Below are 24,714 nucleotides of genomic sequence, written 5' to 3' on the forward strand. Positions count from 1 at the left end.
TATGTCAACTCGATACACTCATAACCGCCTAAAGCACGTTGATGCCCACGCTCCCTCAATCGGGCGGGACCTCATCAGGCGTTCGGATCGGGTCAGATGCGGGGGTGGACGATGGGTGCGCGCAGGGGGCGAGTGCTGGAACTGGCCGTGCTGGGTTTGCTGTACCAGGCCCCGATGCACGGCTACGAACTGCGCAAACGCCTCGACCTTGAACTGGGGACGCTGCGGGCGTTCTCCTATGGCTCGCTCTATCCCTGTTTGAAGGAGATGCTCCGAAAAGGGCACATCTCACAAACCGAGCAGTCAGACGAAGAGGTCCACGTGCGGCGCCCGCGGATCGTCTACCGGCTCACCGACCCCGGACACGACCATCTGCACCGGTTGCTCACCGAGGTCGCCCCGGCCGCCTCGGACGACGAGTGCTTCGGCGTGCACTTCGCATTGTTCGGCCACACCAGATCCGATGTACGCCTGCGGGTCCTCCATGGCCGGCGCGACCGACTGCGCGGTCGGCTGGCCGACCTTCGCCACCACTTGGCCGACCGGGCGCCCGCGGTCCTCACCTCGGACGGCTACCCGCACGAGCTGCACCGCCACGACGCAGAATGCGTCGAACGGGAGATCGGCTGGCTCGACGGCCTGATCGAACGGGAGGAGCACCGGGCGGGAACCGCCAAGCGACCGGACCTCCCCCCAGCCGGGTGACCATGACCGGCGACGCCGTCGCCAAGCGCACCGGGGCCGCCGTCGGTCCCGAGCGAGCTATGAAGAGTCAGACCTACAGCAAGAGGAGACAAGGGCCATGGGTTCGGTACGCGTAGCCGTCGTGGGCGTGGGCAACTGCGCCGCGTCGCTCGTCCAGGGCGTTCATTACTACCGGGACGCCGACCCGGCGTCCCGCGTCCCCGGACTGATGCATGTGGAGTTCGGTCCTTACCACGTGCGCGACGTCGAGTTCGTGGCCGCGTTCGACGTGGACGCGAAGAAGGTGGGCCAGGACCTCGCCGACGCGATCCTGGCGAGCGAGAACAACACCATCAAGATCTGCGACGTCGCCCCCACCGGTGTGACCGTGCAGCGCGGCCCCACCTTCGACGGACTCGGCCATTACTACCAGGAGACCATCGAGGAGTCCGGCGAGGACGCGGTGGATGTGGTCGCCGCCCTCAAGGCCGTCCAGGCCGACGTGCTGGTGTCCTACCTCCCGGTCGGTTCCGAGGAGGCGGGTCGCTTCTACGCGCAGTGCGCGATCGACGCCGGGGTGGCCTTCGTCAACGCGCTGCCGGTGTTCATCGCCTCCGACCCCGTCTGGGCGGAGAAGTTCGCCAAGGCCGGCGTCCCAATCGTGGGCGACGACATCAAATCCCAGGTCGGGGCGACCATCACCCACCGGGTGCTGTCAAAACTGTTCGAGGACCGCGGTGTGGTCGTCAACCGGACCTACCAGCTGAACTTCGGCGGCAACATGGACTTCAAGAACATGCTCGAACGCGAGCGCCTGGAGTCCAAGAAGATCTCCAAGACCCAGTCGGTCACCTCACAGATCCCGCACGAGCTCAAAGCCGGATCGGTGCACATCGGCCCTTCGGACCACGTGCCGTGGCTGGACGACCGGAAGTGGGCCTATGTGCGCCTTGAGGGGCGGGCGTTCGGCGACGTGCCGTTGAACCTGGAGTACAAACTGGAGGTCTGGGACTCCCCCAATTCAGCCGGGATCATCATCGACGCCGTGCGCGCCGCGAAGATCGCCAAGGATCGTGGAATCGGCGGCCCCATCCTGTCGGCGTCCTCCTACTTCATGAAGTCGCCCCCCGAGCAGTACTCCGACGCGGAAGCGCACGAGGCGGTCGAGCGGTTCATCGCCGGGGAGATCGAAAGCTGACCCGAAGGGCTTCGTCCGCCCACCGCGACTGAATCGACAAGGAGATTCGTCGCCTTGTCCGCCGGGCGCCGGCGTGTCCACCCAGTGGTCCGCCGGCGCCCGGCGTGCGTATCGTCGGGCAGCATAGGTGCGCTGCCCTGGTGTGCTCTGAGTTCTTCGACTCATGCCCATCCTGTTTCGGGCGCTTTATGATCCCGAAGTAGCACCCCGCGCGTCTCTCCCCCGAAAGGGCAGCCAACGCCGTGAACTACCCCCAGGGACAGCCCTATCCTCCCCACCAGGGTCCCCAATGGTCTCCCGGGGCACCGCCGCCCCCGCCCAGAAAAGGCCGGACCGGCACGGTTCTGCTGAGCATCGGCCTGGCGATCATCGTCGGCCTGGTCGTTGCCATCATCGTGGTGCTCAACAACCGGGGCGGCGGTGAACCGGGGCCGACACCACAGCCGACGGAACCCGCACAGGAGCGGCCGGAGCCCAGCAGCCCCGGCGAGTCCGACAACAACGACGACGATGACGCTGCGGCTCCCGAGGGCGACGGCGAAGTTCCCGAGGCGATGGCGGGAACCTGGTCCGGAACGATGACCCAGTACGACCCCGAGGGCGACGAGGCCGGCACCTGGGACCTGACCGTTGTCCTCGAATCGGGCGCCGACGACGGGACCGCGACACTCGACATCGACGGCGCCACGTGCACGTGGGACCTGGTCGTCACCACCTCTGGCGAGGACGACCTCGACATGGAGTACACCACGACCGACGACGGCGACGGCCTGTGTACGGCCAGCGGCTTCGTCCACTTCATCGTGGACCCCAACGGTTTGCACACCGGGGTGTTGACCGAGTGGCCGACCGGGATCAGCACGTCCAGCGGCACCCTGCGCTGACCGCGGCCCTAGTCTTGGCGGATGTCCTTCTACGGTGATCTGCGCGAGGTGCTGCGCGGTCCGCGGTTTCGCCGGCTGTTCGGCACCCGGGTGGTCTCGCAGTTCTCCGACGGCGTCTACCAGGCCGGGCTGGCCGGGTACATCTTCTTCTCTCCCGAGCAGCACACCACCGCAGGGGCGGTGGCGGGGGCGTTCGCCGTCCTGTTGCTGCCGTTCTCCCTGGTCGGTCCGTTCGCCGGGGTATTCATCGACAGGTGGTCACGTCAACAAGTCCTCTTGTGGTCCGCCTTGGCCAAGGCGCTGCTGGCCGCACTGACCGCGGTACTCGTGGTGGGCGGGGCGGACGGTCCGCTGTTCCTGCTCGCCGCACTGGGGCTGTTGAGCGTGAACCGCTTCTTCCTCGCGGCCCTCTCTGCCGCGCTGCCGCACGTGGTGGTGCGCGAGAAGCTGACCATGGCCAATGCCGTCACCCCCACGTGTGGGACGGTGGCCGCCTTCCTCGGCGCGGGGGCGGGAGCGGGGCTGCGGCTGATCGGCGGGGACGGCGACGGAGGTACCGGCGTGGTCCTGTTCGGAGCCGGGGTCGGGTTCGCACTGGCCGGGCTGGTGTCCACGACGCTGGGCCGCACCGAACTGGGACCGGACCTGGCCGCGGAGTCCACCCGCGTGCGCGCGGCGCTGGGCGGGGTGGTGACCGGACTGGTCAACGGCGCCCGACACATCTGGCGGCGTCGGCCGGCCCGCAACGGGCTGGCCACCATCGCCGGGCACCGGTTCCTCTACGGCGTCTCCACGATCATGACGCTGCTGCTGTACAACAACACCTTCACAGCGGGGGGCACGGCAGGACTGGCGTCCTTCACCGTGACCCTGGCTGCCTCGGCCGTCGGTTTCCTGTCGGGCGCGGTCGCGACACCATGGGCGACCGCACGGATGCGCATCGAGACCTGGGTAGCGGGCCTGCTTCTGTTCGCGGCGGTGGCACTGCTGCTGTTCGGATTGCCGTTCCAGGCCGGTCTCTTCCCTGTCGCCGGGTTCGCCCTGGGGGTCGCCTCCCAAGGCGTGAAGGTCAGTGTCAACACACTGGTTCAGCGACATGTCAACGACGCCTACCGGGGACGGGTCTTCTCCGTGTACGACATGCTCTTCAACGCGGCCTTCGTGGCAGCGGCGGCCGTCGCGGCGCTGGTGGTCCCGCCCTCCGGCATCTCGGCTGCCGTCCTTGTGGGCCTTGCCTCCGGATACGCACTGATGGCCACGGGCTGGCTTGTGCTGCGCCGGGAGTCGGCCCGGCCGCAGAAGAGCGTCCCGGACCAGGTTGACTGACCGGTGTCCCTATGAGGTTTGCGGTGTGTCCCGAAGGCGGAGCGGCCGTAGTGCTGGTCACCGGAGAACCGGTCGAAGTTCCGCGCCGACGCGTCGGCGAACACGCCCCTGGTGGACACGGTCGAGGTGCCCGCCCCTGGCCGGAAACGACGGCCCCGGGCCCGGAGCCCGAACCGGGGACGCAACGGAATCCGCGTGGTTCGCCTCCCCTGGGCCGACCGGCACCGCAGACCCGATGGAACACCGCACCGCATCGAAGTTCCGCTAATCGGCTCGACCACAAACAGATTGATCGACAATCCGACTGACCGATTCTTCCCTGGTGCGACAGAGGGGGAACCACTCCGCGGCGATCCGCGGTGCGGGCGAAAATACCGGTCCCGACGGCTGACGGCCCCCGAACCGCGGGCGCGGCCGCCACGTGCCCGATGGGGCCGTGACCACGCCGGCCTCGTAGCGGGATGGTCGTGGTTCCCGGGTGTTGGCACAGGACACGCTCACCGTTGCGCGACGACCGGACCTTCCTGCCCGGCGGGTGGCCCTGTGACCACCGGGCCGGCCTCATCCCCGAGGAATCGGAGCAATGCCTACCGGACAGGGGGAACCCGCCCCGGGCCCGGCTCCTCACTGTCTCCTTGCCGACTCGGCGTTTCGGCGATCAATCGACCTGTCGTTGACGCTCTTCGCTCCCGACCGGCCGTACCGGTGGTCCGTCACTCCTGCTCCGCGGCCCATCGGCGAAGCTCGTCCGCGGCTGCGTCCTTGCCCATCGGACCGTTCTCCAGCCGCAGCTCCAGCAGGAACTTGTACGCCCTGCCGATGACAGGTCCGGGGCCGACGTCAAGGATCTGCTGAATCTCGTTGCCGTCGAGGTCCGGGCGGATCCTGCCCAGTTCCTCCTGCTCCTCCAGCTCGGCGATACGGCGCTCGATGTCGTCGTAGGAGCGGGCGAGGGCCGCGGCCTTGCGTCGGTTGCGAGTCGTGCAGTCGGCGCGGGTCAGCACGTGCAACCGCTGAAGAAGTTCTCCGGCGTCGCGGGCGTAGCGCCGAACCGCCGAGTCCGTCCACTCCCCCTTGCCGTACCCGTGGAACCGCAGATGAAGAGCCACCAGTTTGCTCACGTCGTTGACGACGTCCTTGGAGAAGCGCAGCGCGGCCAGGCGGCTCTTGCTCATGGAGGCACCCACGACCTCGTGGTGGTGGAAGGTCACCCGGCCTCCGTCCTCGAACGCCCGCGTCTTGGGCTTGCCGATGTCGTGCAGCAGTGCCGCCAGCCGCAGCACCAGATCGGGTGCCATTCCCCGCTGGCGCTCCAGGTTGACCGCCTGGTCGAGGACGGTCAGCGAATGTTCGTAGACGTCCTTGTGCCGGTGGTGCTCGTCGATCGTCAGCTTCATCTTGGGCAGCTCGGGCAGGACGTGGTCGGCGATGCCCAGATCGGTCATCAGCTCGATGCCGACCCTCGGGGAGGGGCTCACCATCAGCTTCACCAATTCGTCGCGGACCCGCTCGGCGGAGACGATCGCGAGCCGATCGGCCATGCCGGTCGCAGCGGACTTGACCGCACCGTCGAGGCTGAAGCCCAGCTGCGCGGCGAAGCGGACCCCCCGCATGATGCGCAGCGGGTCGTCGCTGAAGGAGTCCTCGGGGGTTCCGGGGGTACGCAGTTGACGGTCGGCGAGGTCGGTCCGGCCCCCGAAGGGGTTGACGAACTCTCCCCCGGGCAGCCGGACCGCCATGGCGTTCACCGTGAAGTCGCGGCGCACCAGGTCCTCGTACAGCGAATCGCCGTAGCGCACCTCGGGCTTGCGCGACTTCAACTGGTAGGACTCGCTCCGGTAGGTGGTGATCTCCACCTGGTGGCCGTCCTTGCGCAGCCCGATGGTGCCGAACTCGATACCGATGGTCCACACGGCATCGGCCCAGCCGTCCACGAGTTCGAGGATGCGCTGGGGGACGGCGTCAGTGGTCAGGTCGATGTCGTGGACCTCACGCCCCAACAGCGCGTCGCGCACCGGCCCTCCGACGATGGCCAGTTCCTGTCCGGCGGCCTCGAAGCGCGCACCGAGCTCGGTGACCACCTCGCCGATCGACCCCAGAAGGGCCGTCACGGCGGCCCGCTGCTCCCCGACCAGTTCGACGGCGGCCTCTGCCCCGGGGTTGTTGTCGGGGAAGAGGTTGTCAGCGGTGCTCGCAGTGTTCGACACAGCCACTCAGGTTAGGCGGCCCGGACTGGTTGATGCGAATCGGCCGCTCGGACGCCGGCAGGCGTAGCGACAAGTGGACACCTGCACGAATCGCGAAGTCAACATGATCGCCCCGCCTCACCCCGTGTTTCCCCTCTTGCCGTGTGGCCGACCTCCCGACCGGTCAACCAACCGACCGGACACCGTCGAGACTCCGCCCGCGCCCGGTGGACGACTTGCTCCGGTCCACCGCAGGAGGCAATTCGACCGCCCCGTACGGGAGGCCGGTTCCGAAAAGACGGAATGATGCCGGCCGTATTCGCCGGATTAGGCGGGTGCCCTGCCGAAGAACCGGCCAAGGACTCTTCGGAACTTGGGCTCCGAAGCGGTATCGTCGAGCGAAGTCGGTGCGATCGGTTCTCGATGGTCATCCATACGGCGTAGTCATCCGCGCCGGGATCAACCGACACGGTGTCCACAACGCCATCGTGTGCCGCGCTCCGTACTTCCCCCGACCTGATCACCAGAGACGTTCGGCTAAAAGACTTCCGCGGACGAGCCGTGTCAACGGTTCACAGCGGTCTTCCCAGCTTGCGGAGCCGCCCCCGGCGACTCCGCCCGGCCCGCCGAACCCGACTCGGAAAGCCTAGAGGCGTGCGTCGAATTGCTCATCTAGGCGCGGTCATGGCCACTGCCATCGCGTTGGTTCCGGCACTGACCCCGCTTCAGCCTGCCCAGGTCGCGGCGGCTGTCACCGCCCCTTCCATCCAGCCACGCGGACTTCCCGCGTCGCCCGCTGACGACGACGTCAAGGACGTTCCCCTTGTCGTCTCCGAGATCACACCCGAATCCGTCGGTGAGAAGAGCACCGTCACCGTGACCGGCCGCGTCAGCAACCTCACCGAGGAGACGCAGACCGGCGTCAGCGTACGGCTGCGGTACAGCTCCTATCCGCTGAGCGACCGAGACGCACTCGACGCGCACGCCGACGGGGAAGGCTCCACTCTCTACCAGTCAGGCCCCCGGTTCGCCGTCAACGGCGATCTGCCGCCCGGGGTCTCCGTGCCCTTCACCCTGAAGGCCAAGGCAAAAGATCTCGACCTGCTCGGCGGCCTGGGTGTCTACCCGATCACCATCGAGGCGCTGAGCGACAGTGCGGGCGCCATCGACGCCCAGCACACTTTCCTGCCCTACATCGCCGACACCAAGACCGGCGATCTCGACACCATCAAGACCGCCTGGGTGTGGCCGCTGATGGGCCGCCCCCAGCGCGCCGACGACGACACCTACCTCGGTGACGGCCTGAACGAGAACCTCGCCGCCGACGGGAGGCTCGGCGTGCTGCTGAGCACGGGTGCGCAGGAGGGCGAGATCGACCCCGCCGAAACCGGCGAACCGGTCGATCCCGATGCGGAGGAGACCCCCGAGAGTCCCTCCCCCAGCCCAGCGGCATCCCCCGGCCAGGAGCCCGGCGACGAGACCCCCGCCGAGGCGGAGACCGAGGAACACTCCGCGGGGCAGGTGCCGGTCACCTGGGCCGTGGACCCCGGGCTTCTCGCCGACATCGAGCGGCTGTCCAGCAGCGGGTACCAATCGTTGACGGCAGGCCGGGATCCCGCAGAACAGCCTGCCCTGCAGGACCACGACGTGAGCGTCAACGCTCAGGCATGGCTGACGCACGCGCGCCGTTGGCTCGACACCGATCCTCTCCTGGCCTCCCCTTACGCCGACGCCGATCTCCCAGCGCTGCTGGCGGCCGACCTCGACTACGATGCCGAGCGGTCCGTGCGACTCGGACAGGAGACCGTGCGCGAGGTGCTGGGGCGCGACGCCGACCCCACACTGTCCTGGCCCGCGCAGAGCAGCATGGACAACGCGACCCGCGACTTCCTTGCCGCCGGCGGTACGACCACCTTCATCCTCAACGACGCCGCGCTGCCCGCGCAGCGCTGGCTGGGCTACACGCCCACCGCCGCCGTGTCCCTGCCCGTACCCGACCGGGAGGCTGGTACCGCGCTGGTCGCCGACAGCAAACTCACCGCCGCGATGGGCGCCGACACCCACAGCCCCGGAGCGGCCACGCTGTCCCGGCAACGATTCGCCGCCGAGACGGCAATGATCGCCGCCGAGCGCCCGAGCGTCAACCGCACGATCGTGCTCGCGCCCCCGCGCGACTGGGATCCCAGCCGTGAATACGCCGAGGGCCTGCTGGAGGCCAGCGACAGCCTCCCCTGGCTCGACGTGGTGGCCCTGAACGACGTGAAGGTCAACAATGCGGGGACGAAGTCCCGACAGAAACTGACCTACCCGGACAAGCTCGCCTCCTCACGGCTCAGCGGCGACGAACTCGACGATGTGCGTGCCACGCGCCGCCAGGTCAAGCTGTTCAACAGCGTGCTCGCCGACGACGAGGACCCTTTCCGCCCCGCCGTTCTGCGCATGCAGTCGGCATGGTGGCGCGAGGACGAGGCGCTGGCCGCGGTCACCCGGGCCCGGGTCTCCGAGACCGTCGAGACGACCAAGGGGAAGGTGCACGTCATCCCCGGCGAGCCCATCACCTTGGCAAGCAAGAACGGCACCCTGGGCGTGGTGCTGGCCAACGACCTGGAGACGCGCCCGGTCAAGGTCTACCTGTCGATCTTCTCCGAGAACTCCGAGCGGCTGGCCGTCGGGAACTACACCGACAGCATGGAGATCGGCCCCGGCGGCAAGACCACCGTCTACGTCCCGCTTTCGGCCAAGGTCAACGGGCGCACGGTACTGCACATGAGTCTGCAGAACGCCGACGGTGAACCGCTCGCCGAGGAGCAGACGATGACCCCGGTCAACGTGACCGGCCTGGGAACCGGCGCCTTGATCATCAGTGGTTCGGCCGTCCTGGTGCTGATCCTGGCGCTGGCGCCGCGCGCCCTGCGCAAGTGGATGCGCAACCGGGCGCGGACCGAAGAGGCATCCCAGGGCCCCGCTCCCGAACCGGCGGGCGGCGTCGGTGCAGACGCGATGCCCCACAATGGCAATGGCCCGGTCCGCGACGAATCGGCCGCGGCCGCGTCAGAAACCGCGCCCGACCTGAGCGGACGGCAGGAACCCGACGGTTCCGCCGACACCGATCGGGAGTCTGAGACGGTGGGGGTTGACGGCGATGCCGACGGCGCTCCCCGTCCCTGAGGCGAGACACCCTGAGCATGGTGTCGAACGCGACAGGTTCGCGCGATGAATTCCCCCATTGATGGTGAAGGCGACAGCGTCCGCGGTCGCCGCCGAAAGGAGCCGACACCGGTGGCGACCGAGACCACGAGCGGCAACGAGAACTCTTCCGGGGCAGCCCCGGACCGGACCGGGGCAGAGCCCGACCCGCAGGCCGTTCCCGAGAAGAGCGACTCCACGTCCGGCTCCATGATGCGCTCCAGCATGGTCATGGCAGTGGGAACGATGGTGTCCCGGATCACGGGGTTCATCCGCACCATCGTGATCGCTGCGGCGCTGGGCACCCAACTGCTGGGCGACGCCTTCAACACCGCCTACACCATCCCGTTCATCATCAACGACCTGCTCATCGGCGGGCTGATGGCGAGCGTGATCGTGCCGTTCCTGGTCAAGCGCCGCAAGCGTGACTCCGACGGCGGCAAGGCCACGGAGGACCGGCTGTTCACCGGTGCGGTACTGCTGCTGTTCGTGGTGACCGCGATCATGATCGCCGCCGCGGAACTGCTGATCGGCCTGTACGCCAGCAGCTTCCAGCCCCAACAGGCCCAGGTGTCGGTCTATCTCGCACGGTTCCTGCTCGCGCAGATCTTCTTCGTGGGCATGAGCGGCCTGATGAGCGCGATGCTCAACACCCGCAACAAGTTCGGTGCCCCGGTCTGGGCCCCTGTTCTCAACAACCTGGTGATGATCACCGTCGCCGCGCTCTTCCTCTGGGTGGCCCCCGGACGCTCGGTCGAAACCGTGACCGACTCCGAACTGGTGCTGCTGGGCGCGGGAACCAGTTGCGGAATGGTCGTGCAGGCTGTCGTCCTGCTCGTTTCGCTGTGGCGTTCGGGGTATCGCTGGCGTCCGCGGTTGGACATGCGCAACTCCGGTCTCGGCGAGGCCATGCGCACGGCCGGGTGGATGCTGCTGTACACCGTCATGACCCAGGTCGGCTTTCTGATCACCACCAACATCGCCACTAGGGCGAACGTCGCCGCGGCGGAGAACGGCGCGGGCGTCGGCGCGGGAATCACCGCTTACAACTACGGCTACCAGCTCTTCCAGCTGCCCTACGCGATCATCGCCGTCTCACTGATCACGGTTCTGCTGCCCACGATGAGCGCCTTCGCAGCCGATGAGCGCTGGGACGAGGTCCGCTCCGGTTTCTCGCGCACCCTGCGCACTTCGGCGCTGGTCCTGGCCCCGATGGGGGTGGCCATTGCGATCTTCGCCGGACCGCTGTCGGTGCTGTTGTTCGCCAGGGGCAACACCTCGGTACTGGATGCGCAGAACATCGGCTTCATCCTGAGCGTCATGGCGCTGGGCCTGGTTCCGTTCACCGTGTTCCAGCTGATGCTCCGGGTGTTCTACGCGTTGGGCGACACCAGGACCCCGGCGATGCTGAGCATCGCCAACGTGGCCGTGCACGGCACGTGCGCGCTCCTGGCCTACCTGTTCCTGCCCGCCACCACCGTGGTGACCGGGGTGGCCGCCGGGTTCATGTTCTCCTACCTCACCGGCTCGGTGATCGCCGGCCTCATCCTGAGCCGCCGGCTCGGCGGCCTGGACGGGGGACGCATCCTCTCCACCCTGGTGCGCCTGCACCTCGCCGTCCTCCCTGCCGCTGCGCTGGGCTGGTTCACCCTTCGCTTCTTCATGGACCGCTTCGGCGAGGAGAGCCTGCTGACCAACCTGGGCGCGCCCGTTGCCGGCTGCCTGCTCGCACTACCGGTGTTCGTTCTGTTCGCCTGGCTGCTGCGCGTGCGGGAACTGACGTCGGTCGTGGAACTGGTGCGAGGCCGCCTGCGTCGCGGGTAGTCCGGACTCTGTTCCCTGGACCACGGCACCGCTACGATCAACCGTTCGGTCCCTTTCCCCCTTTTCCCGGTCCGTGGGGCCCTCACCTCAGTCGTACGGACCGACGCCCCTCCTGACAGGAAGATCCTCACGGTGGCCAGCGAGATCCCCAATCGCCCCCGACGCCCGAGCCGGCTGGTCATGCCGGAAGAGGTGCTCGACGCCGTCGAGCGCTCCGAGCCGGCGACCCAGCCCGAGACAGGGCTGGTCACCAGGCGCGATCCCAGCGACATCGGCGACCTCGGCACCGCAGACCGGCCCGGCGAGGAGGGCAACGAGATCGGCGGGGCCGCGCACGCGGCCCCGGCCAACCTCATGCGCTCCAGCGCGATCATGGCGCTGGGCACGGTCTTCTCCCGCGCAACCGGCTTCATCCGGACCATCGTGCTGGCGGCGGCCATCGGCACCCAGCTGCTGGGAGACGCCTACCAGACCGCCAACATGGTCCCCTTCGCGGTCTACGACCTGCTGATCGGCGGCCTACTGGCCAGCGTCTTCGTACCGTTCCTGGTCAAGCGCAAACGGATGGACGCCGACGGCGGAAAGGCGACCGAGCAGCGCCTGTTCACCGTCATGCTCCTGGGCCTGTTTCTGATCACGGTGCTGGCAACCGTCAGCGCCCATTTTCTGATCCGCCTGTACGCGGGCGAGTACGACGGGCGACAGGCAGAGGTCGCGGTCTACCTCGCCCAGTTCCTGCTCGGGCAGATCTTCTTCATCGGTGCCAGCGGTATCGCCAGCGCGATGCTCAACAGCCGCGAGCGTTTCGGGGCCCCGATGTGGGCGCCGGTCCTCAACAACATCGTCATCATCGCCGTCGGCATGTTGTTCCTGACGCTGGCGGGGCCGGGCAGCACTCCCGACTCGGTCACCTCCCAGCAGCTGATGCTGTTGGGGCTGGGCACCACTCTGGGCCAGGTCCTGCAGTGCGGGGTGCTGATCTGGGCCCTCGCTGCGGCGGGCTTCCGGTGGCGTCCACGGCTGGACCTTCGGGGATCCGGCCTGGGCGAGGCCATGCGTACCGCGTCGTGGATGATGCTCTACATCGGGATCGCCCAACTGGGGCTGCTGGTGACCACGAACGTGGCCACGCGCGCGGGCGCCAGGGTGGCAGCCGAGACCGGTGGGGCGGGCGGCGCGGGCATCACCGCCTACCAGTTCGCCTCGATGCTGTTCCAGCTCCCCTACGCGATCATCGCGGTCTCCGTGATCACCGCGCTGCTGCCCCGGATGAGCGTGCACGTGGCCGAGGGCCGCAAGGACCTGGTCCGTTCGGACTTCTCGCGGGGCTTCCGGTTGTCCTCCGTGCTGCTGGTCCCGATCTCGATGGCCCTCATCGTGTTCGCCATCCCCTTCTGCGTGCTGGTTTATGCGCGCGGGAGCACGTTGACGGCGGACGCGGAGGGCATCGGGCTGATCCTCATGGTGTTCGCGGTGATGTTGATCCCGTTCACCCTGTTCCAGTTGCAGATGCGAGTGTTCTACGCTCTGGGCGACACCCGCGCACCGGCCCTGCTGGCGATCCCGGCCGAGGCCGCGCACGCGGTCACGGCGATCAGCCTGCTGTTCCTCGTACCGTCCGAGATGATCGTGGTAGGGCTCCCCGTCGCCTACGGGCTGTACTACATCGTCGGGTCGGTGCTGGCCTGGCTCATGCTGCGCCGGCGGCTCAACGGCCTGGAGGGGCGCAGCACACTGCGCACCCTGCTCCTGTTGCACGTGGCCTGTATCCCGAGCATGGCGTTCGGAATCGGGATGATCTACCTCTTCGACCCCCTGGAGAGCGTGGTGTGGTCGTCGCTCCTGCCGATCGTCTCCGGCGGGATCGGCGGAGCGGTTCTCTTCATTTTGGCCGCAAAACTTTTGAAGGTGACGGAAGTCACAACATTCCTCGACATGGTCCGTACCCGCTTGCTGCGGCGCTGATCACCAGGAACGCATGACGGTGGGTAACCATGGAAAGGACCGCTATGCATGTCGTATCCAGGAACGCTGTCCTCCCGAGGGCTGTGTTGAGCGTCCTAGCATGGAACGGCGAATCTCTTCCCCACAACCCAGTTTTTCCGAGCTGCCTGAAGGGAGGTTGGAGACAGGCGCCATGGTCGGTTTCGCCGCAGGCGTATCGACCGTCCGTCCGTCACTCCCGGTATGAGCACCTTCATGATTGAGCCAGGTGCGCGGCTCGCGAACCGCTACCGACTCGACGAGTTGGTCAGCGAAACCGACGGGGCCGCGCTATGGAAGGCCACCGACGAGACGCTTGCCCGTCTCGTCGCGGTGTGGACGTTCGCGAGTGAGTTCGCGCGCACCAACGAGGTGGTGCGCGCCGCGCGATCCGCCAGCCGGATCGCCGACGCCCGCGTCACCCAGGTATTCGACGCCGACGACTCCGGCCCCACGACCTACGTGGTCCAAGAGTGGATCACCGGACAGTCGCTGACCGATCTCCTTGCCCAGGGCCCGCTCGAACCCGAGCGCGCCGCGGGCCTGGTCGCCGAGGCCGCCGAAGCACTGACCGCGGCGGCCGGTGCAGGGATCTACCACCTCTGCCTGACCCCCGGAAAGCTCGTATGGAGCACCGGAGGCGCGGTCAAGGTGACCGGCATCGGTGTGGACGCAGCGCTGCGCGGGATGACCGTGGCCGATCCCGCGATCACCGACGCCCAGGGCCTCGGCAGGCTGCTGTACGCAGCGTTGACCGCCCACTGGCCGGGTCCGGAGCAGACCGCACTTCGACCCGCTCCGATCGTCTCGGGCCGTCCGTGCGAGCCGAGCCAGATCCGGGCCGGTATCCCCGCCCGGCTCAACGAGATCGTCTGCCGGGCCGCTTTCCAGGCACCGGGGCGGGAAGGACCGCTGAGCACGGCGAAGTCATTCGCAGACGCTTTGGCCGACGTTCCCAGGCTGGTCCCGCTGCCGGTGGCCGAGCAGTCGGCCGCGCCGCAACCGGCCCGGGGCACCTCCAGGATGTCGGGGCAACTCGGTCTTCCCGACTCCGAGCAGGTCCAACAGCGCTCGGCCGTGCGTTCCGAGAGCTACCAACCGCCCCGGCCGCCGCGTCGCCGAGCGGCCGCTCCGCCGCGGTCCTCCTCCCTGACCAACAAGATCCTGGTCGGTGCGGTGGCGTTGCTGGTCTTCGTCGCGGTCGTCCTGGGCGCCTGGTCACTGGGTGCGAACATGCGCGGGCCCGGCGGTATCGCCGAGGACCCCCAGAACGCCTCCGTCCCCGGCGAGGACGAGCAGGATGTCGAGCTGACGGTCCTCTCCCCGTCCTCGGCCAGCGGGTTCAACCCCGAGACCTCCGACGACGAACACTCCGACAAGGCCCATCTCGCCATCGACGGTGATTCGGGTACCGCCTGGAACACCCAGGGTTACAACGATGCCGAATTCGGCAAGTTGAAATCAGGGGTGGGCCTCATGCTCGACATGGGCGCAGAGGTCGAAATCCACGAACTGGACGTGCTTTTCGGCGGCGGCTCGTACAGTTACCAGATCCGGGTGGGCAACCAGGCCGACGGTTCGGCTCTGACAGAGGTTCACGCAGACTCTGGAGCCAGTGGTCAAGTGGGTATTAAGCTGGACGAACCAGCCATGGGTCGATACGTGGTGGTGTGGTTCGTCGCTCCTCTCTCCCAAGACGGCGGCAAGTACCGAGGAACCATCAACGAGGTAGAACTACGCGGAATGCAGTGAACACGGTGACGGACGCGGTTCAGGAGCAGCTCCCCGACAAGGAGCTGCTCTCCAGGCACAACCAGGGCGACCAGTACGCTTTCGGCGAGATCGTCAAGCGGCACCGGGAGCGAATGTGGGCTGTGGCCATCCGCGTCCTGGGCGATCCGGAAGAGGCCTCCGACGCGGTCCAGGACGCCTTCCTCTCGGCGTTTCGGGCCGCCCACCGCTTCCGCGGCGAGGCGATGGTCAGCACCTGGTTGCACCGCATCGTCGTCAACGCCTGCCACGACCGCCTTCGCCGCAAGATGGTCCGCCCCGCCGTTCCCACCGACGACGCCAACCTCGACATCCTCTCCAACGAGCGCCTCAAGGGCACGGTTCCCGATCCCACGAACCGCAGCGACTCCGCCATCGACGTGCACGCCGCGCTGGAGAACCTGCCCACCGAGCAGCGCCTGGCACTCATCCTCGTGGACATGCTGGGTTACCGAGTGGACGAGGCAGCCGAGATCCTGGACGTCGCATCCGGAACTGTCAAGAGTAGATGTGCGCGAGGTCGCGCCCGTCTTCTTCCCTATCTTTCTCATCTCAGGAACCCTGAGGGCCCCGCAGACGTCACATCTCCGAGAGGAGGTGACAGGAGATCGTGACGTCTCATGTTGACACGGAGACACTCGCGCTGCTGGCGGAAGGACTGCTGGAAGAAGCCGAGGACGACTCCGTTCAGTCACACGTGGCCGAATGCGACAGGTGCAGCGCACAGGTCGCGGAGCTGGCCGACGTTTCACGAGTGCTCGCGGGGGTGCCTGCTCCACCGCTCCCAGACGGCCTCATCGCCCGTATAGACGAAGCCCTGCGAATCGAGTCAGCCAAACGCGCCACTGAACAGGGCACGGATCATCCCGCCCCCACAGGCGAGAAGACCCCGACAATCACCCCGTCAGGCTCCGTGGTCCCTCTGCGCCGCAGAAACGGACTTACCCGATGGATGCCCTACCTCGCGGCGGCAGCGGCTGCCGTGTTCGTCCTGGGGGCCGGTGCGGCCGTGTTCAACGGGGTGACCTCCGACCAGGACGGCACCAGCGGTGCGGCACAGGACAACGCACCGATGGGCGAACCCGAGGCGGCGTTGTCGTACTACCCGGTGGTGGTGGCCAGCGGTACCGACTACACCACCACGGACCTGGCCGAGCAGGGCACCTCGGTGCTCGAACGCTCCAGTCTCCACTCCGACGACCACGGCGAGGACGAGGCCGGCGCCCCGGCCCCTCTGGCCGCCAACGATGATATGCCCGAGGGCGTCTCCTCATGTGTGCACAAGCTCGACAACGCCGGGGCAGGCGACCCGGCGCTCATCGACATGGCCACGTTCGAGGGCAGGACCGCCTGGGTCATGCTCTTCCCAGTGGAAGACGGATATGAGCTCCGGGTCATGAAACCGGAGTGCCCCACCGAGACCGACCCCGCAACAGCGACCATAGCGACGACGGTCATACCGGGAATCTGAGTTGTTCCGGCCCCGAAACGGCCGGATGATCCCCGAAGGACGGGCGCCCGTTCCAAAATTTTGGAACGGGCGCCCGTTCCCGTATCCGAGCCGTCCCGGGGACTCTGATCCGAAGGGGAATCACCGGCGCCTACCATCGGTTGAAGTGAAGGTCCTTCCCATCCACGGGGCGGACGGATACGAGTCTTCAAGGGGTCTAAGAGCTGTGAGCGACGTCCGTAACGTGATCATCATCGGGTCAGGGCCCGCAGGCTACACCGCCGCCGTGTACGCGGCCCGCGCGGAGCTGAACCCCCTCGTCTTCGAAGGCTCTATCACCTCTGGCGGCGCGCTGATGAACACGACCGAGGTGGAAAACTTCCCCGGCTTCCCCGATGGCATCATGGGCCCGGACCTGATGGACAACATGCGCAAGCAGGCGGAGCGCTTCGGTGCCGAGTTGGTCCCCACCGATGTCACCGAGGTTGACCTGACCGCGACGCCCAAGGTCGTCAAGGCCGGCAGTGAGACCTTCTACGCGCACACCGTGATCGTTGCGACCGGGTCCCAGCACCGCAAGCTCGGCATCCCGGGCGAGGACCGGCTCTCCGGGCGCGGTACCTCTTGGTGCGCGACCTGTGACGGATTCTTCTTCCGCGACCAGGACATCGCCGTTGTCGGCGGCGGCGACACCGCCATGGAGGAGGCCACCTTCCTCACCCGGTTCGCCCGGTCCGTGACGATCATCCACCGCCGCGGTGAACTGCGCGCGAGCAAGATCATGCAGGACCGCGCCGTCGCGAACGAGAAGATCTCCTTCGTGTGGAACAGCGAAGTAACCGAGGTCGTCGGTGACACGAAGCTGGAGGCGGTACGGCTGCGCAACCGGGAGACCGGCGAGGAGAGCACCCTCGACATCACCGGTCTGTTCATCGCGGTCGGCCACGACCCGCGGGTGGAACTGTTCGACGGCCAGTTGGACCTGGACGACGAGGGGTACCTCAAGGTCGCCGCCCCCACTACCGCCACCAACATCCCTGGTGTCTTCGCCTGTGGTGACGTGGTTGACCACAGCTACCGGCAGGCCATCACCGCGGCCGGCACCGGTTGTTCCGCCGCCCTGGACGCCGAGCGCCACCTCGCGGAACTGGCCGACCTCGCCGGCTGAGCCGTTCACGGACGCACGACGGCACCCCCTTTTCTCTCTTTCATCACCGAACACGAGGAGCACACCAGATGAGCAACCTTCAAGAAGTCACCGACGCAACCTTCGACGAGGTCGTCCTCCAAAACGACCTGCCCGTCCTGGTGGACTTCTGGGCCGACTGGTGCGGTCCGTGCAAGATGCTGGCCCCGGTGCTCGACCAGATCGCCGAGGAGCAGGAGGGCAAGCTCGTCATCGTCAAGCTCAACGCCGACCAGAACCAGGACACCGTGCGCGAGTACGAAGTCATGGGCCTGCCCACACTGAACCTGTACAAGAACGGTGAGGTCGTGAAGCAGCTCGTCGGCGCCAAGCCCAAGCGGCTCATTCTGCAGGAGCTGGAAGAGCACCTGTAAGACATCGATGGGCTGCGGCGAAGACGTCCTGGAACGGCCGGACCGCAACAGGTTCCGACGCCCGACCGAGGCGCGGTGGCGCACCAAACCAGAAGTGGCCCCAGGGGATTCCCTGGGGCCACTTCTGGTTGTATCGACAGGTCCGCACGATCAGATGGGATTCTGCTCCGGCGCCATCGTCGAGATGATCCGTTCCAGGTCGTCCATCGTGGCGAACTCCACGACGATTCGCCCCTTGTTCCGGCCCATGTTGACCTTCACCCGGGTATCGAAGACGTCGGAAAGACGACTTGCCAACTCCTCGATTTGCGGTGACGATTCCTGACGGACCGGTTTCCGGCGCTCAACAGGCTCACCCTCGTCGTCTCCGAGGGTGATGATCTCTTCCAGCGCACGCACCGACAATCCCTCTGCCACGATCCGTTGTGCCAGACGGTCCTGCACAGCTGAGTCCTCGACGGAGAGCAGTGCCCGCGCGTGCCCAGCGGTAATGACGCCCGCGGCAACCCTGCGTTGGACTGCAGGGGAAAGATTCAGCAGTCTGAGCGTGTTGCTGATGTGCGGACGCGACCGACCGATTCGCTTTGCGAGCTCATCGTGGGTCGCCCCGAAGTCGTCCAGCAACTGCTGGTAGGCGGCAGCTTCCTCAAGGGGATTGAGCTGCTGGCGGTGCAGGTTCTCCAGAAGCGCGTCCCGGAGCATCTCGTCATCGTTGGTCTCCCGAACGATTGCCGGGATGCGCTGTAGACCCGCCTCTTTACTGGCCCGCCACCGCCGCTCCCCCATGATCAGCTCGTACTTGTCATCGCCGTCCAGTTTGCGGACGACGATGGGCTGGAGGAGTCCCACCTCGGCGATGGACTCTTTCAGCTCTGCGAGCGCGTCCTCGTCGAAGTGGTGTCGTGGCTGTCTGGGGTTGGGGGTGACCGCGGTAAGTGCGATCTCCTCAAGGTAGGCGCCATCGACATGTCTGGGCGCTACCGTCTCCACGGAGCCGCTCGGCCCCCTCGTGAATGGGGTGGAATCCCGTTCTTCAGGATCCGTTGGCGCGGATGTGTTGACCGCCCCCGGTGGAGGGCCCTGCGGGATGAGCGCGCCCAGTCCCTTACCAAGACCGCGCCGCTGCTGACTCAACACCGTCTCCCTTCCGATCGCATCAACGGTTGCCGACGAGTGCCTGCGCCCTGAAGGCCAATTCACGGGCGGCCTCCATATAGGCCACCGCCCCGGTGGAACCTGGGTCATAGGTCATCACCGATTGCCCGTAACTCGGCGCCTCGGAAACACGGACGCTCCGGGGCACGAGTGTCTTGAGTACAAGCTCACCGAAGTGGCCGCGCACTTCTTCCGCCACTTGAGATGCCAGCCGGGTGCGGCCGTCGTACATCGTGAGCAGAATCGTGGAGATGGCGAGCTCGGGGTTCAGGTGCGACCGAACCAACTCGATATTGCGGAGTAACTGCCCAACTCCTTCCAGTGCGTAGTACTCACACTGAATGGGAATCAGTACCTCTTCACAGGCCACCATCGCATTGACGGTCAACAGGCCCAGCGAAGGAGGGCAGTCAATCAGGATGTAGTCGAGCTCGTCGTAGTCGTAGGCGGCGAACGCCCGCTTGAGGCGGGATTCACGGGCCACCAAGGAAACCAGTTCGATCTCAGCGCCAGCCAGATCAATCGTTGCCGGCACGCACCAGAGGTTGGGGACATCGGGCACCGGGCGGGCAAGCTCCCGAAGATTTTCATCCTCTACCAGGCAATGATAGATCGACCGGGAGTCCGCGGTGCGTTCCATGCCCAAGGCTGTGGACGCGTTGCCCTGCGGGTCGAGGTCCACTACGAGAACTCGATTGCCATGCATGGCCAGGGAGACGGCGAGATTCACCGTGGTGGTGGTTTTACCAACACCGCCCTTTTGGTTGGCAACGCTCATGATTCGACACCGCCCCGGCCGGGGCCAGGTCTCATCTCCCTGACCCCGTACGGTCATCGCCACTCGGGCAGCTCGGGCGATCGGAGTGTCGAACTCCAGATCTCCTCCCGCGTCCGAATCCGAGTCGGGGCCACCGTTAAGCCCTCCGTCGTACTCCGGAACGGGGGGCGTCACAACGCGACTCCCGCCACTATGACTGCCGGTGCGAGTCCCGCTGTAGCCATCGCTGTGATCCAAGTTAGTTTCACGTGAAACATGAGCCTCAGACATGTCGGCTTCAGCGGTCATGTCGCTGAAGGTCTGGCCCGCCAAGAATGTTTCACGTGAAACATGGGGGGCGGACTGGGATTGGGAGCCAGCTTCGGGGGTGGTTTCACGTGAAACATAGGTGCCATCAGAGTGGTGGTAAGGCACGAATGAGTTCACCTCTTCCGTCCGCGCTTCTTCCTGCCGTCCGCCGCGCGCTGGGATCTGGACGGGGTCGCCTGGTCGGTCTCGGTTGTGACCGTGACGCGAACGACCGTGGTAGCGGGATCGACTTTACCGCGCCCTACCCAAATCACATCTGCGACGCAGGGACGCTGTTTGGACAAATCTGCGCGTGCGGCCTCAAGTTCTGCTTCTGCCTGTTCGCCTTTCAAGGCCAGGAGACTGCCCCCTTTTCGCAGCAAAGGCAGTGTCCACCCGGCGAGTCGCGGTAGCGGAGCTACCGCTCGGGCGGTGACGAAGTCAGCTCGAACAACTTTTTTGACTTCTTCGGCGCGCCCCCTGCGCACCGTCACGTTCTCCAGGTTCAGCAGATCCACGCACTCCTGCAAGAAAACGGTGCGCCTCAGCAACGGCTCCAGCAGGGTGACCGATAGATCGGGGCGCAAGATCCCCAACACCAGCCCGGGGAGACCCGCTCCGGAACCGATGTCCACCACGTCCGCCCCCTTGGGGAGCAGTTCCTCGATCACGGCGCAGTTCATCAGGTGCCGCTCCCACAAACGCGGCACCTCCCGGGGGCCGATCAGCCCGCGCTGGACTCCTGCGTCCGCCAGGAGGTCGGCGTACCGCTGAGCCACGGGCAACGCCTCACCGAACAACTCCCGCGCACCTTCGGACGGGACAACATGCCCGGTCATCAGTTACCACCTCGGCCTTTACGGAGCATTACCAGGAACAGTTCACAACAGCAGTTCAATCAACAGATCGACAAAACGCGAAAGCGCCCCCCACGATCCTATGTGTGTGGAGGGCGCTGTTCTCTTACACGGTGCACACCAGCTGATGTGCCCAAGGGCTTAGTCCGCGGGATGCACTACGACATAGCGGTTGGGCTCCTCGCCCTCCGACTCGCTGCGCAGGCCGGCCGCAGCAATCGCATCATGCACGACCTTGCGCTCGAACGGAGTCATCGGGTTGAGGGGTTTGACCTGACCCGTTTTCTTGACCTCGTTCGCCGCTTCGGCGCCCAGCTTGGTCAGAGTCTTGCGGCGAGAGTCACGAAACCCTCCGATGTCCAGCATCAGACGGCTGCGTTCCCCGGTCGCGCGGTGCACGGCGAGTCGGGTGAGCTCCTGAAGTGCCTCCAGGACCTCTCCCTTCTCCCCTATCAGTTCGTCCAGGGTGGCACCGACAACGGAGACCATCGCACGGTCCCCCTCAACATCCATGTCGATGTCGCCGTCGAAGTCGGCGATGTCAAGCAGGCCCTCGATGTAGTCGGCGGCGATGTCGCCTTCGTTCTCAAGCTCCTCGACATCAACCTCCGCGCCACCGGCGGCAGTCTCCTTGACCGCCTCCTCGGGCGCCTCGGCCACTGCCACGGCGGCGCCAGTCTCCTCCGCGCCTTCGGTGTTGCTGTCGCTCACAGCGGGGTTTCTCCTTATGTCACGGTCCTGCGCACCGCGCGCATCGGGGGCTTTCGCCTGCGCCATGGTCGTTTGAGTATGGCGACTGCACAGAGGACTACTCCGGGAAGAGCCGGACCTTACTTGTCACCGGTTCGCTTGGACCTGGTCTGCTTCTTCGGCTGCCTACGCTCGATCTTAGGCCGTTCCACCGGCGCGGGCGGCTCTTCCGCCTTGCGTTTGCCGAAGAGTCCCTTCCCGGTGCTCGCCGCAGCCGGCTTGGGCTCCTCGCCGGGAGCCGGGAAGTTGCGGTAGAGCAGGTGCTGCTGCCCCATGGTCCAGATGTTGGAGGTGACCCAGTAGAGCAGAACGCCGATGGGCATGCTCAAGCCGAAGAGGCCGAACGCCGGGGCGAGGTACATCATGATCTTCTGCGTCTGCATCATCGGGTTGTCGGCCATGCCCGGCTGCTTGAGCGTACGGTTCATGCTCTGCCGCATGGTCAGGAAGGTCGTGGCACCCATGATGACGCAGGCGATGACGATGACGACCTTGGCCATGATCGGGTCGGCGCCGAACTGCTCCAGCTCTTGCGCAGAAGTGGTGAACTGCGCGGCGATCGGAGCGTGGAAGACAAGGGCGCTACGAGCGCTGTCTGCGAGTTCGGCGGTGAAACCGTACTGCGCCTCTCCTTGGGCCACACTGCGCAGCACGCTGAACAGGGCGAAGAAGACCGGCATCTGCAGCAGCAGCGGCAGGCAGCCCATGATCGGGTTGGTGCCGCTCTCCTGGTAGAGCTTCATCGTCTCCTGCTGGAGACGCTGCTTGTCGTTCTTGTACTTCTCCCTGATCTTCAGCACCTGCGGCTGAATGTCCTGCATCTTGCGCTGCGTGTTCATCTGCTTGATGAACAGCGGAATCATGACGACGCGCATGAGAACGGTCAGCGTGACGATGGAGAGACCCCACGCCCACCCACTGTCCGGGTCGAGAAAGGTGCTGAGACCGGAATGGATCCAGACCAGCACCGTGCCGACAATGTTGTACAGCCAGTCCAGCACCGGCTAACTCCCTTGACTCTCCGAATCACAGATCCGAGGCCCCGGGGGCGGACTCGCCGCCACCGGGTCTCGGATCACTGGTCTCTTGGACCGACCCTGCGGCGGTCTCGCCCTTGCGCGGTGGGACCGGATCGAGTCCACCCGGATGGAACGGGTGGCACCGGCCGATTCTCCGGACTGTCAGCCACAACCCGCGGAGCGCCCCGTGCACCTGCAATGCCTCGACGGCATAACTGCTGCACGAAGGATAGAAACGACAGACCGGCGGGAACAGCGGGCTGATGAACCGCTGGTAACCCCTGATCGGCAGGATCAAGGCCCGTGCTAGGGGGTTCGGTCTCTCGTGCGTCATTGGATCGACTGTTCTCCACCGGCTGAAGCGGACGCGGCCCCACGAGGCACGCGGCCACGTTGGGCCGATGGTCTGCGGGGGCGCTGCACCGAAGCGAGCGCGCCGTCCAGCTGGGCGGCCAGAGCATCGTGCCCAAGGATCGCGGAAGCGGGTTTGGCCCGCACAACTAGCAGGCTACCCGTAGGGAGTTCGGCGACCCGATCCCGCATCAGATGGCGGAGTTTGCGCTGTACACGCTTGCGTACAACCGCTCCCCCGACGGCCTTGCTCACGATGAAGCCGACTCGGGGCTGCTCGGCGACCGGTGATGAAGAGGCAGGACTGGCCGGGGTCCGAACCGGAGCGGTCTCGCTCAACGGTTGGACAAGCAACACGACCGTAAGGGCGTCCCGGCCGGCCCGACGCCCCTTGCGCATGACGAGACCGAACTCGGCGCTGCGCCGGATTCGGTTGCGCGGGGACAACATCGGACCTGAACACCCCAGAACACAACAATCGGACCGGCTGCCGAAGCGGGCAGGCCGGTCCGTTGTGACGAAAGACTCGTAGCGGTTAGTGGCTGACGGTCAGGGCCTCACGGCCCTTGCGCCGGCGCGCCGCGATGATCGCGCGCCCCGCACGGGTGCGCATGCGCAGCCGGAAGCCGTGGACCTTCGCGCGACGCCGGTTGTTCGGCTGGTACGTACGCTTGCTCACTACTGACTCCAGGGCGTTTAAGAGGTACTACGGCGGTTCGGTGCCGACGTCGTCGTCACCGTGCATATTCCTGCTGCTGTCGCGGGGACGCTCAGCTGGAACATCGCCCGCTCAGGTCGATGCCGTCGTGTGGCACGCGGATCACGAATCCGGATCACGGCGCGCCGAGGCACATACAGATATCGACGTAAGCATAGAGAACATACGGGCTGCGTGTGGACTGGTCAAATCCACCCCTTCGGTCAACGAAGTTTTCCACCGACTGCTTGGTCTGTGGACAACCCTTGTCCACAGACTGTGGAGCCTCCCGCAGGAGACCTAAGCTGTGGATAACGTTGACTGTGCACGAAGAAGGGTCCTGACATAGTCAACCCGCCTCCACAGGGTAACCGGATCGAGAACCCACACCTCCCCATCAGGAGATTGTGGATAACCACACCCTGTGGACAACTATCTGCGAAGCTGTGGATAAAGCGGTGGATAACTTGTGGATGACGAGCGTGAACTGTGGACAGCGGCGAAAACCGGGGTCGGGCGAGGGAACGGAGGCCGGTTCGCCATGCACAGCCGTATCCACAAAAAACCGCGAGTTACCCACAGAACACCGTTCGTAATCACGTTTTGGTCTCGCGGTTTCCTACTCGCGCGTGAGGGGGAGAAGCCACCCCGGGTTACCGAGACAATGGGTCGCTCGCGCTTGAACACGCGGACGACCGTGAACCCCTGTAGAGACGGGGACCGAACCGGCAGGAAACCGCTAGAAGGGGCGAACCATGGCAGGTCACC

Annotated in this window: 21 protein-coding genes; 12 read left to right on the plus strand and 9 right to left on the minus strand. The window is 66.2% G+C overall.

Annotation, left to right across the window (positions count from 1 at the left end):
- Positions 1-111 precede the first annotated feature (111 nt).
- The 4 genes from AC0VYP_RS24210 (at position 112) to AC0VYP_RS24225 (ending at position 4,092) form a co-directional block, all read left to right on the plus strand.
- On the plus strand, positions 112-705 hold the full coding sequence (locus AC0VYP_RS24210) for a PadR family transcriptional regulator (RefSeq protein WP_475474357.1): 594 nt from the start codon (positions 112-114) through the stop codon (positions 703-705).
- 97 nt (positions 706-802) lie between these two features.
- Positions 803-1,882, plus strand: a complete 1,080-nt coding sequence (locus AC0VYP_RS24215; protein ID WP_475471989.1) for an inositol-3-phosphate synthase — start codon at positions 803-805, stop codon at positions 1,880-1,882.
- A 242-nt stretch (positions 1,883-2,124) separates the two neighbouring features.
- The gene (locus tag AC0VYP_RS24220; protein ID WP_475471990.1) at positions 2,125-2,766 is read left to right on the plus strand and encodes a hypothetical protein; all 642 of its coding nucleotides are present in this window, start codon (positions 2,125-2,127) and stop codon (positions 2,764-2,766) included.
- A gap of 21 nt (positions 2,767-2,787) precedes the next feature.
- Positions 2,788-4,092, plus strand: a complete 1,305-nt coding sequence (locus AC0VYP_RS24225; protein WP_475471991.1) for an MFS transporter — start codon at positions 2,788-2,790, stop codon at positions 4,090-4,092.
- 713 nt (positions 4,093-4,805) lie between these two features.
- Here AC0VYP_RS24225 and AC0VYP_RS24230 read toward each other — a convergent pair.
- Positions 4,806-6,227 carry a CCA tRNA nucleotidyltransferase gene (locus AC0VYP_RS24230; RefSeq protein ID WP_475474359.1) on the minus strand — a complete coding sequence of 474 codons (1,422 nt, stop codon included), beginning with the start codon at positions 6,225-6,227 and terminating at the stop codon, positions 4,806-4,808.
- A 705-nt stretch (positions 6,228-6,932) separates the two neighbouring features.
- On the opposite strand from AC0VYP_RS24230, the gene AC0VYP_RS24235 reads away from it, so the two are divergent.
- The 8 genes from AC0VYP_RS24235 to trxA all read left to right on the plus strand — a co-directional run bounded on the left by AC0VYP_RS24235 (position 6,933) and on the right by trxA (position 18,051).
- Entirely contained in the window at positions 6,933-9,446 is a 2,514-nt protein-coding gene (locus AC0VYP_RS24235) for a DUF6049 family protein (protein WP_475471992.1), read from the plus strand.
- Between the two features lie 111 nt (positions 9,447-9,557).
- Positions 9,558-11,288 (plus strand): murein biosynthesis integral membrane protein MurJ, encoded by a 1,731-nt coding sequence (murJ, locus tag AC0VYP_RS24240; RefSeq protein ID WP_285757983.1) that lies wholly within the window; start codon positions 9,558-9,560, stop codon positions 11,286-11,288.
- 180 nt (positions 11,289-11,468) lie between these two features.
- Complete coding sequence (murJ, locus tag AC0VYP_RS24245; RefSeq protein ID WP_475474360.1) at positions 11,469-13,253, plus strand: murein biosynthesis integral membrane protein MurJ; 1,785 nt, start codon at positions 11,469-11,471, stop codon at positions 13,251-13,253.
- Positions 13,254-13,487: 234 nt separating this feature from the next.
- Entirely contained in the window at positions 13,488-15,023 is a 1,536-nt protein-coding gene (locus AC0VYP_RS24250) for a protein kinase family protein (protein ID WP_285757982.1), read from the plus strand.
- A complete protein-coding gene (gene sigM / locus AC0VYP_RS24255; protein ID WP_285757981.1) occupies positions 15,020-15,655 on the plus strand; it encodes an RNA polymerase sigma factor SigM in 636 nt (211 codons plus the stop codon). The genes AC0VYP_RS24250 and sigM overlap by 4 nt, the downstream gene beginning before the upstream one ends.
- Entirely contained in the window at positions 15,652-16,512 is an 861-nt protein-coding gene (locus AC0VYP_RS24260; protein ID WP_285757980.1) for an anti-sigma factor family protein, read from the plus strand. Before sigM ends, AC0VYP_RS24260 begins: the two co-directional genes overlap by 4 nt.
- Positions 16,513-16,717: 205 nt before the next feature.
- Positions 16,718-17,659, plus strand: coding sequence for a thioredoxin-disulfide reductase (gene trxB, locus AC0VYP_RS24265; protein ID WP_285757979.1), 942 nt, complete (start codon positions 16,718-16,720; stop codon positions 17,657-17,659).
- 68 nt (positions 17,660-17,727) lie between these two features.
- The gene (gene trxA / locus AC0VYP_RS24270; protein WP_285757978.1) at positions 17,728-18,051 is read left to right on the plus strand and encodes a thioredoxin; all 324 of its coding nucleotides are present in this window, start codon (positions 17,728-17,730) and stop codon (positions 18,049-18,051) included.
- 150 nt (positions 18,052-18,201) lie between these two features.
- On the opposite strand, the gene AC0VYP_RS24275 is transcribed toward trxA, so the two are convergent.
- The 8 genes from AC0VYP_RS24275 to rpmH form a co-directional block, all read right to left on the minus strand.
- Entirely contained in the window at positions 18,202-19,185 is a 984-nt protein-coding gene (locus AC0VYP_RS24275) for a ParB/RepB/Spo0J family partition protein (RefSeq protein ID WP_285757977.1), read from the minus strand.
- A gap of 22 nt (positions 19,186-19,207) precedes the next feature.
- Positions 19,208-20,041 carry a ParA family protein gene (locus AC0VYP_RS24280; protein ID WP_285758741.1) on the minus strand — a complete coding sequence of 278 codons (834 nt, stop codon included), beginning with the start codon at positions 20,039-20,041 and terminating at the stop codon, positions 19,208-19,210.
- 365 nt (positions 20,042-20,406) lie between these two features.
- Positions 20,407-21,111: a 16S rRNA (guanine(527)-N(7))-methyltransferase RsmG gene (rsmG, locus tag AC0VYP_RS24285; protein WP_475471993.1), complete on the minus strand. Its 705-nt coding sequence runs from the start codon at positions 21,109-21,111 to the stop codon at positions 20,407-20,409.
- A gap of 159 nt (positions 21,112-21,270) precedes the next feature.
- Positions 21,271-21,789: a Jag family protein gene (locus AC0VYP_RS24290; protein WP_475474362.1), complete on the minus strand. Its 519-nt coding sequence runs from the start codon at positions 21,787-21,789 to the stop codon at positions 21,271-21,273.
- Positions 21,790-21,959: 170 nt separating this feature from the next.
- Positions 21,960-22,880 carry a membrane protein insertase YidC gene (gene yidC / locus AC0VYP_RS24295; RefSeq protein ID WP_285757975.1) on the minus strand — a complete coding sequence of 307 codons (921 nt, stop codon included), beginning with the start codon at positions 22,878-22,880 and terminating at the stop codon, positions 21,960-21,962.
- Between the two features lie 25 nt (positions 22,881-22,905).
- Positions 22,906-23,232 carry a membrane protein insertion efficiency factor YidD gene (gene yidD, locus AC0VYP_RS24300; RefSeq protein ID WP_285757974.1) on the minus strand — a complete coding sequence of 109 codons (327 nt, stop codon included), beginning with the start codon at positions 23,230-23,232 and terminating at the stop codon, positions 22,906-22,908.
- On the minus strand, positions 23,229-23,699 hold the full coding sequence (gene rnpA / locus AC0VYP_RS24305) for a ribonuclease P protein component (RefSeq protein WP_285757973.1): 471 nt from the start codon (positions 23,697-23,699) through the stop codon (positions 23,229-23,231). The genes yidD and rnpA overlap by 4 nt, the downstream gene beginning before the upstream one ends.
- An 85-nt stretch (positions 23,700-23,784) precedes the next feature.
- Positions 23,785-23,928 carry a 50S ribosomal protein L34 gene (rpmH, locus tag AC0VYP_RS24310; RefSeq protein WP_133740032.1) on the minus strand — a complete coding sequence of 48 codons (144 nt, stop codon included), beginning with the start codon at positions 23,926-23,928 and terminating at the stop codon, positions 23,785-23,787.
- Between the last annotated feature and the right edge of the window lie 786 nt (positions 23,929-24,714).

This window comes from Nocardiopsis sp. iso_186 (genome assembly GCF_056173365.1).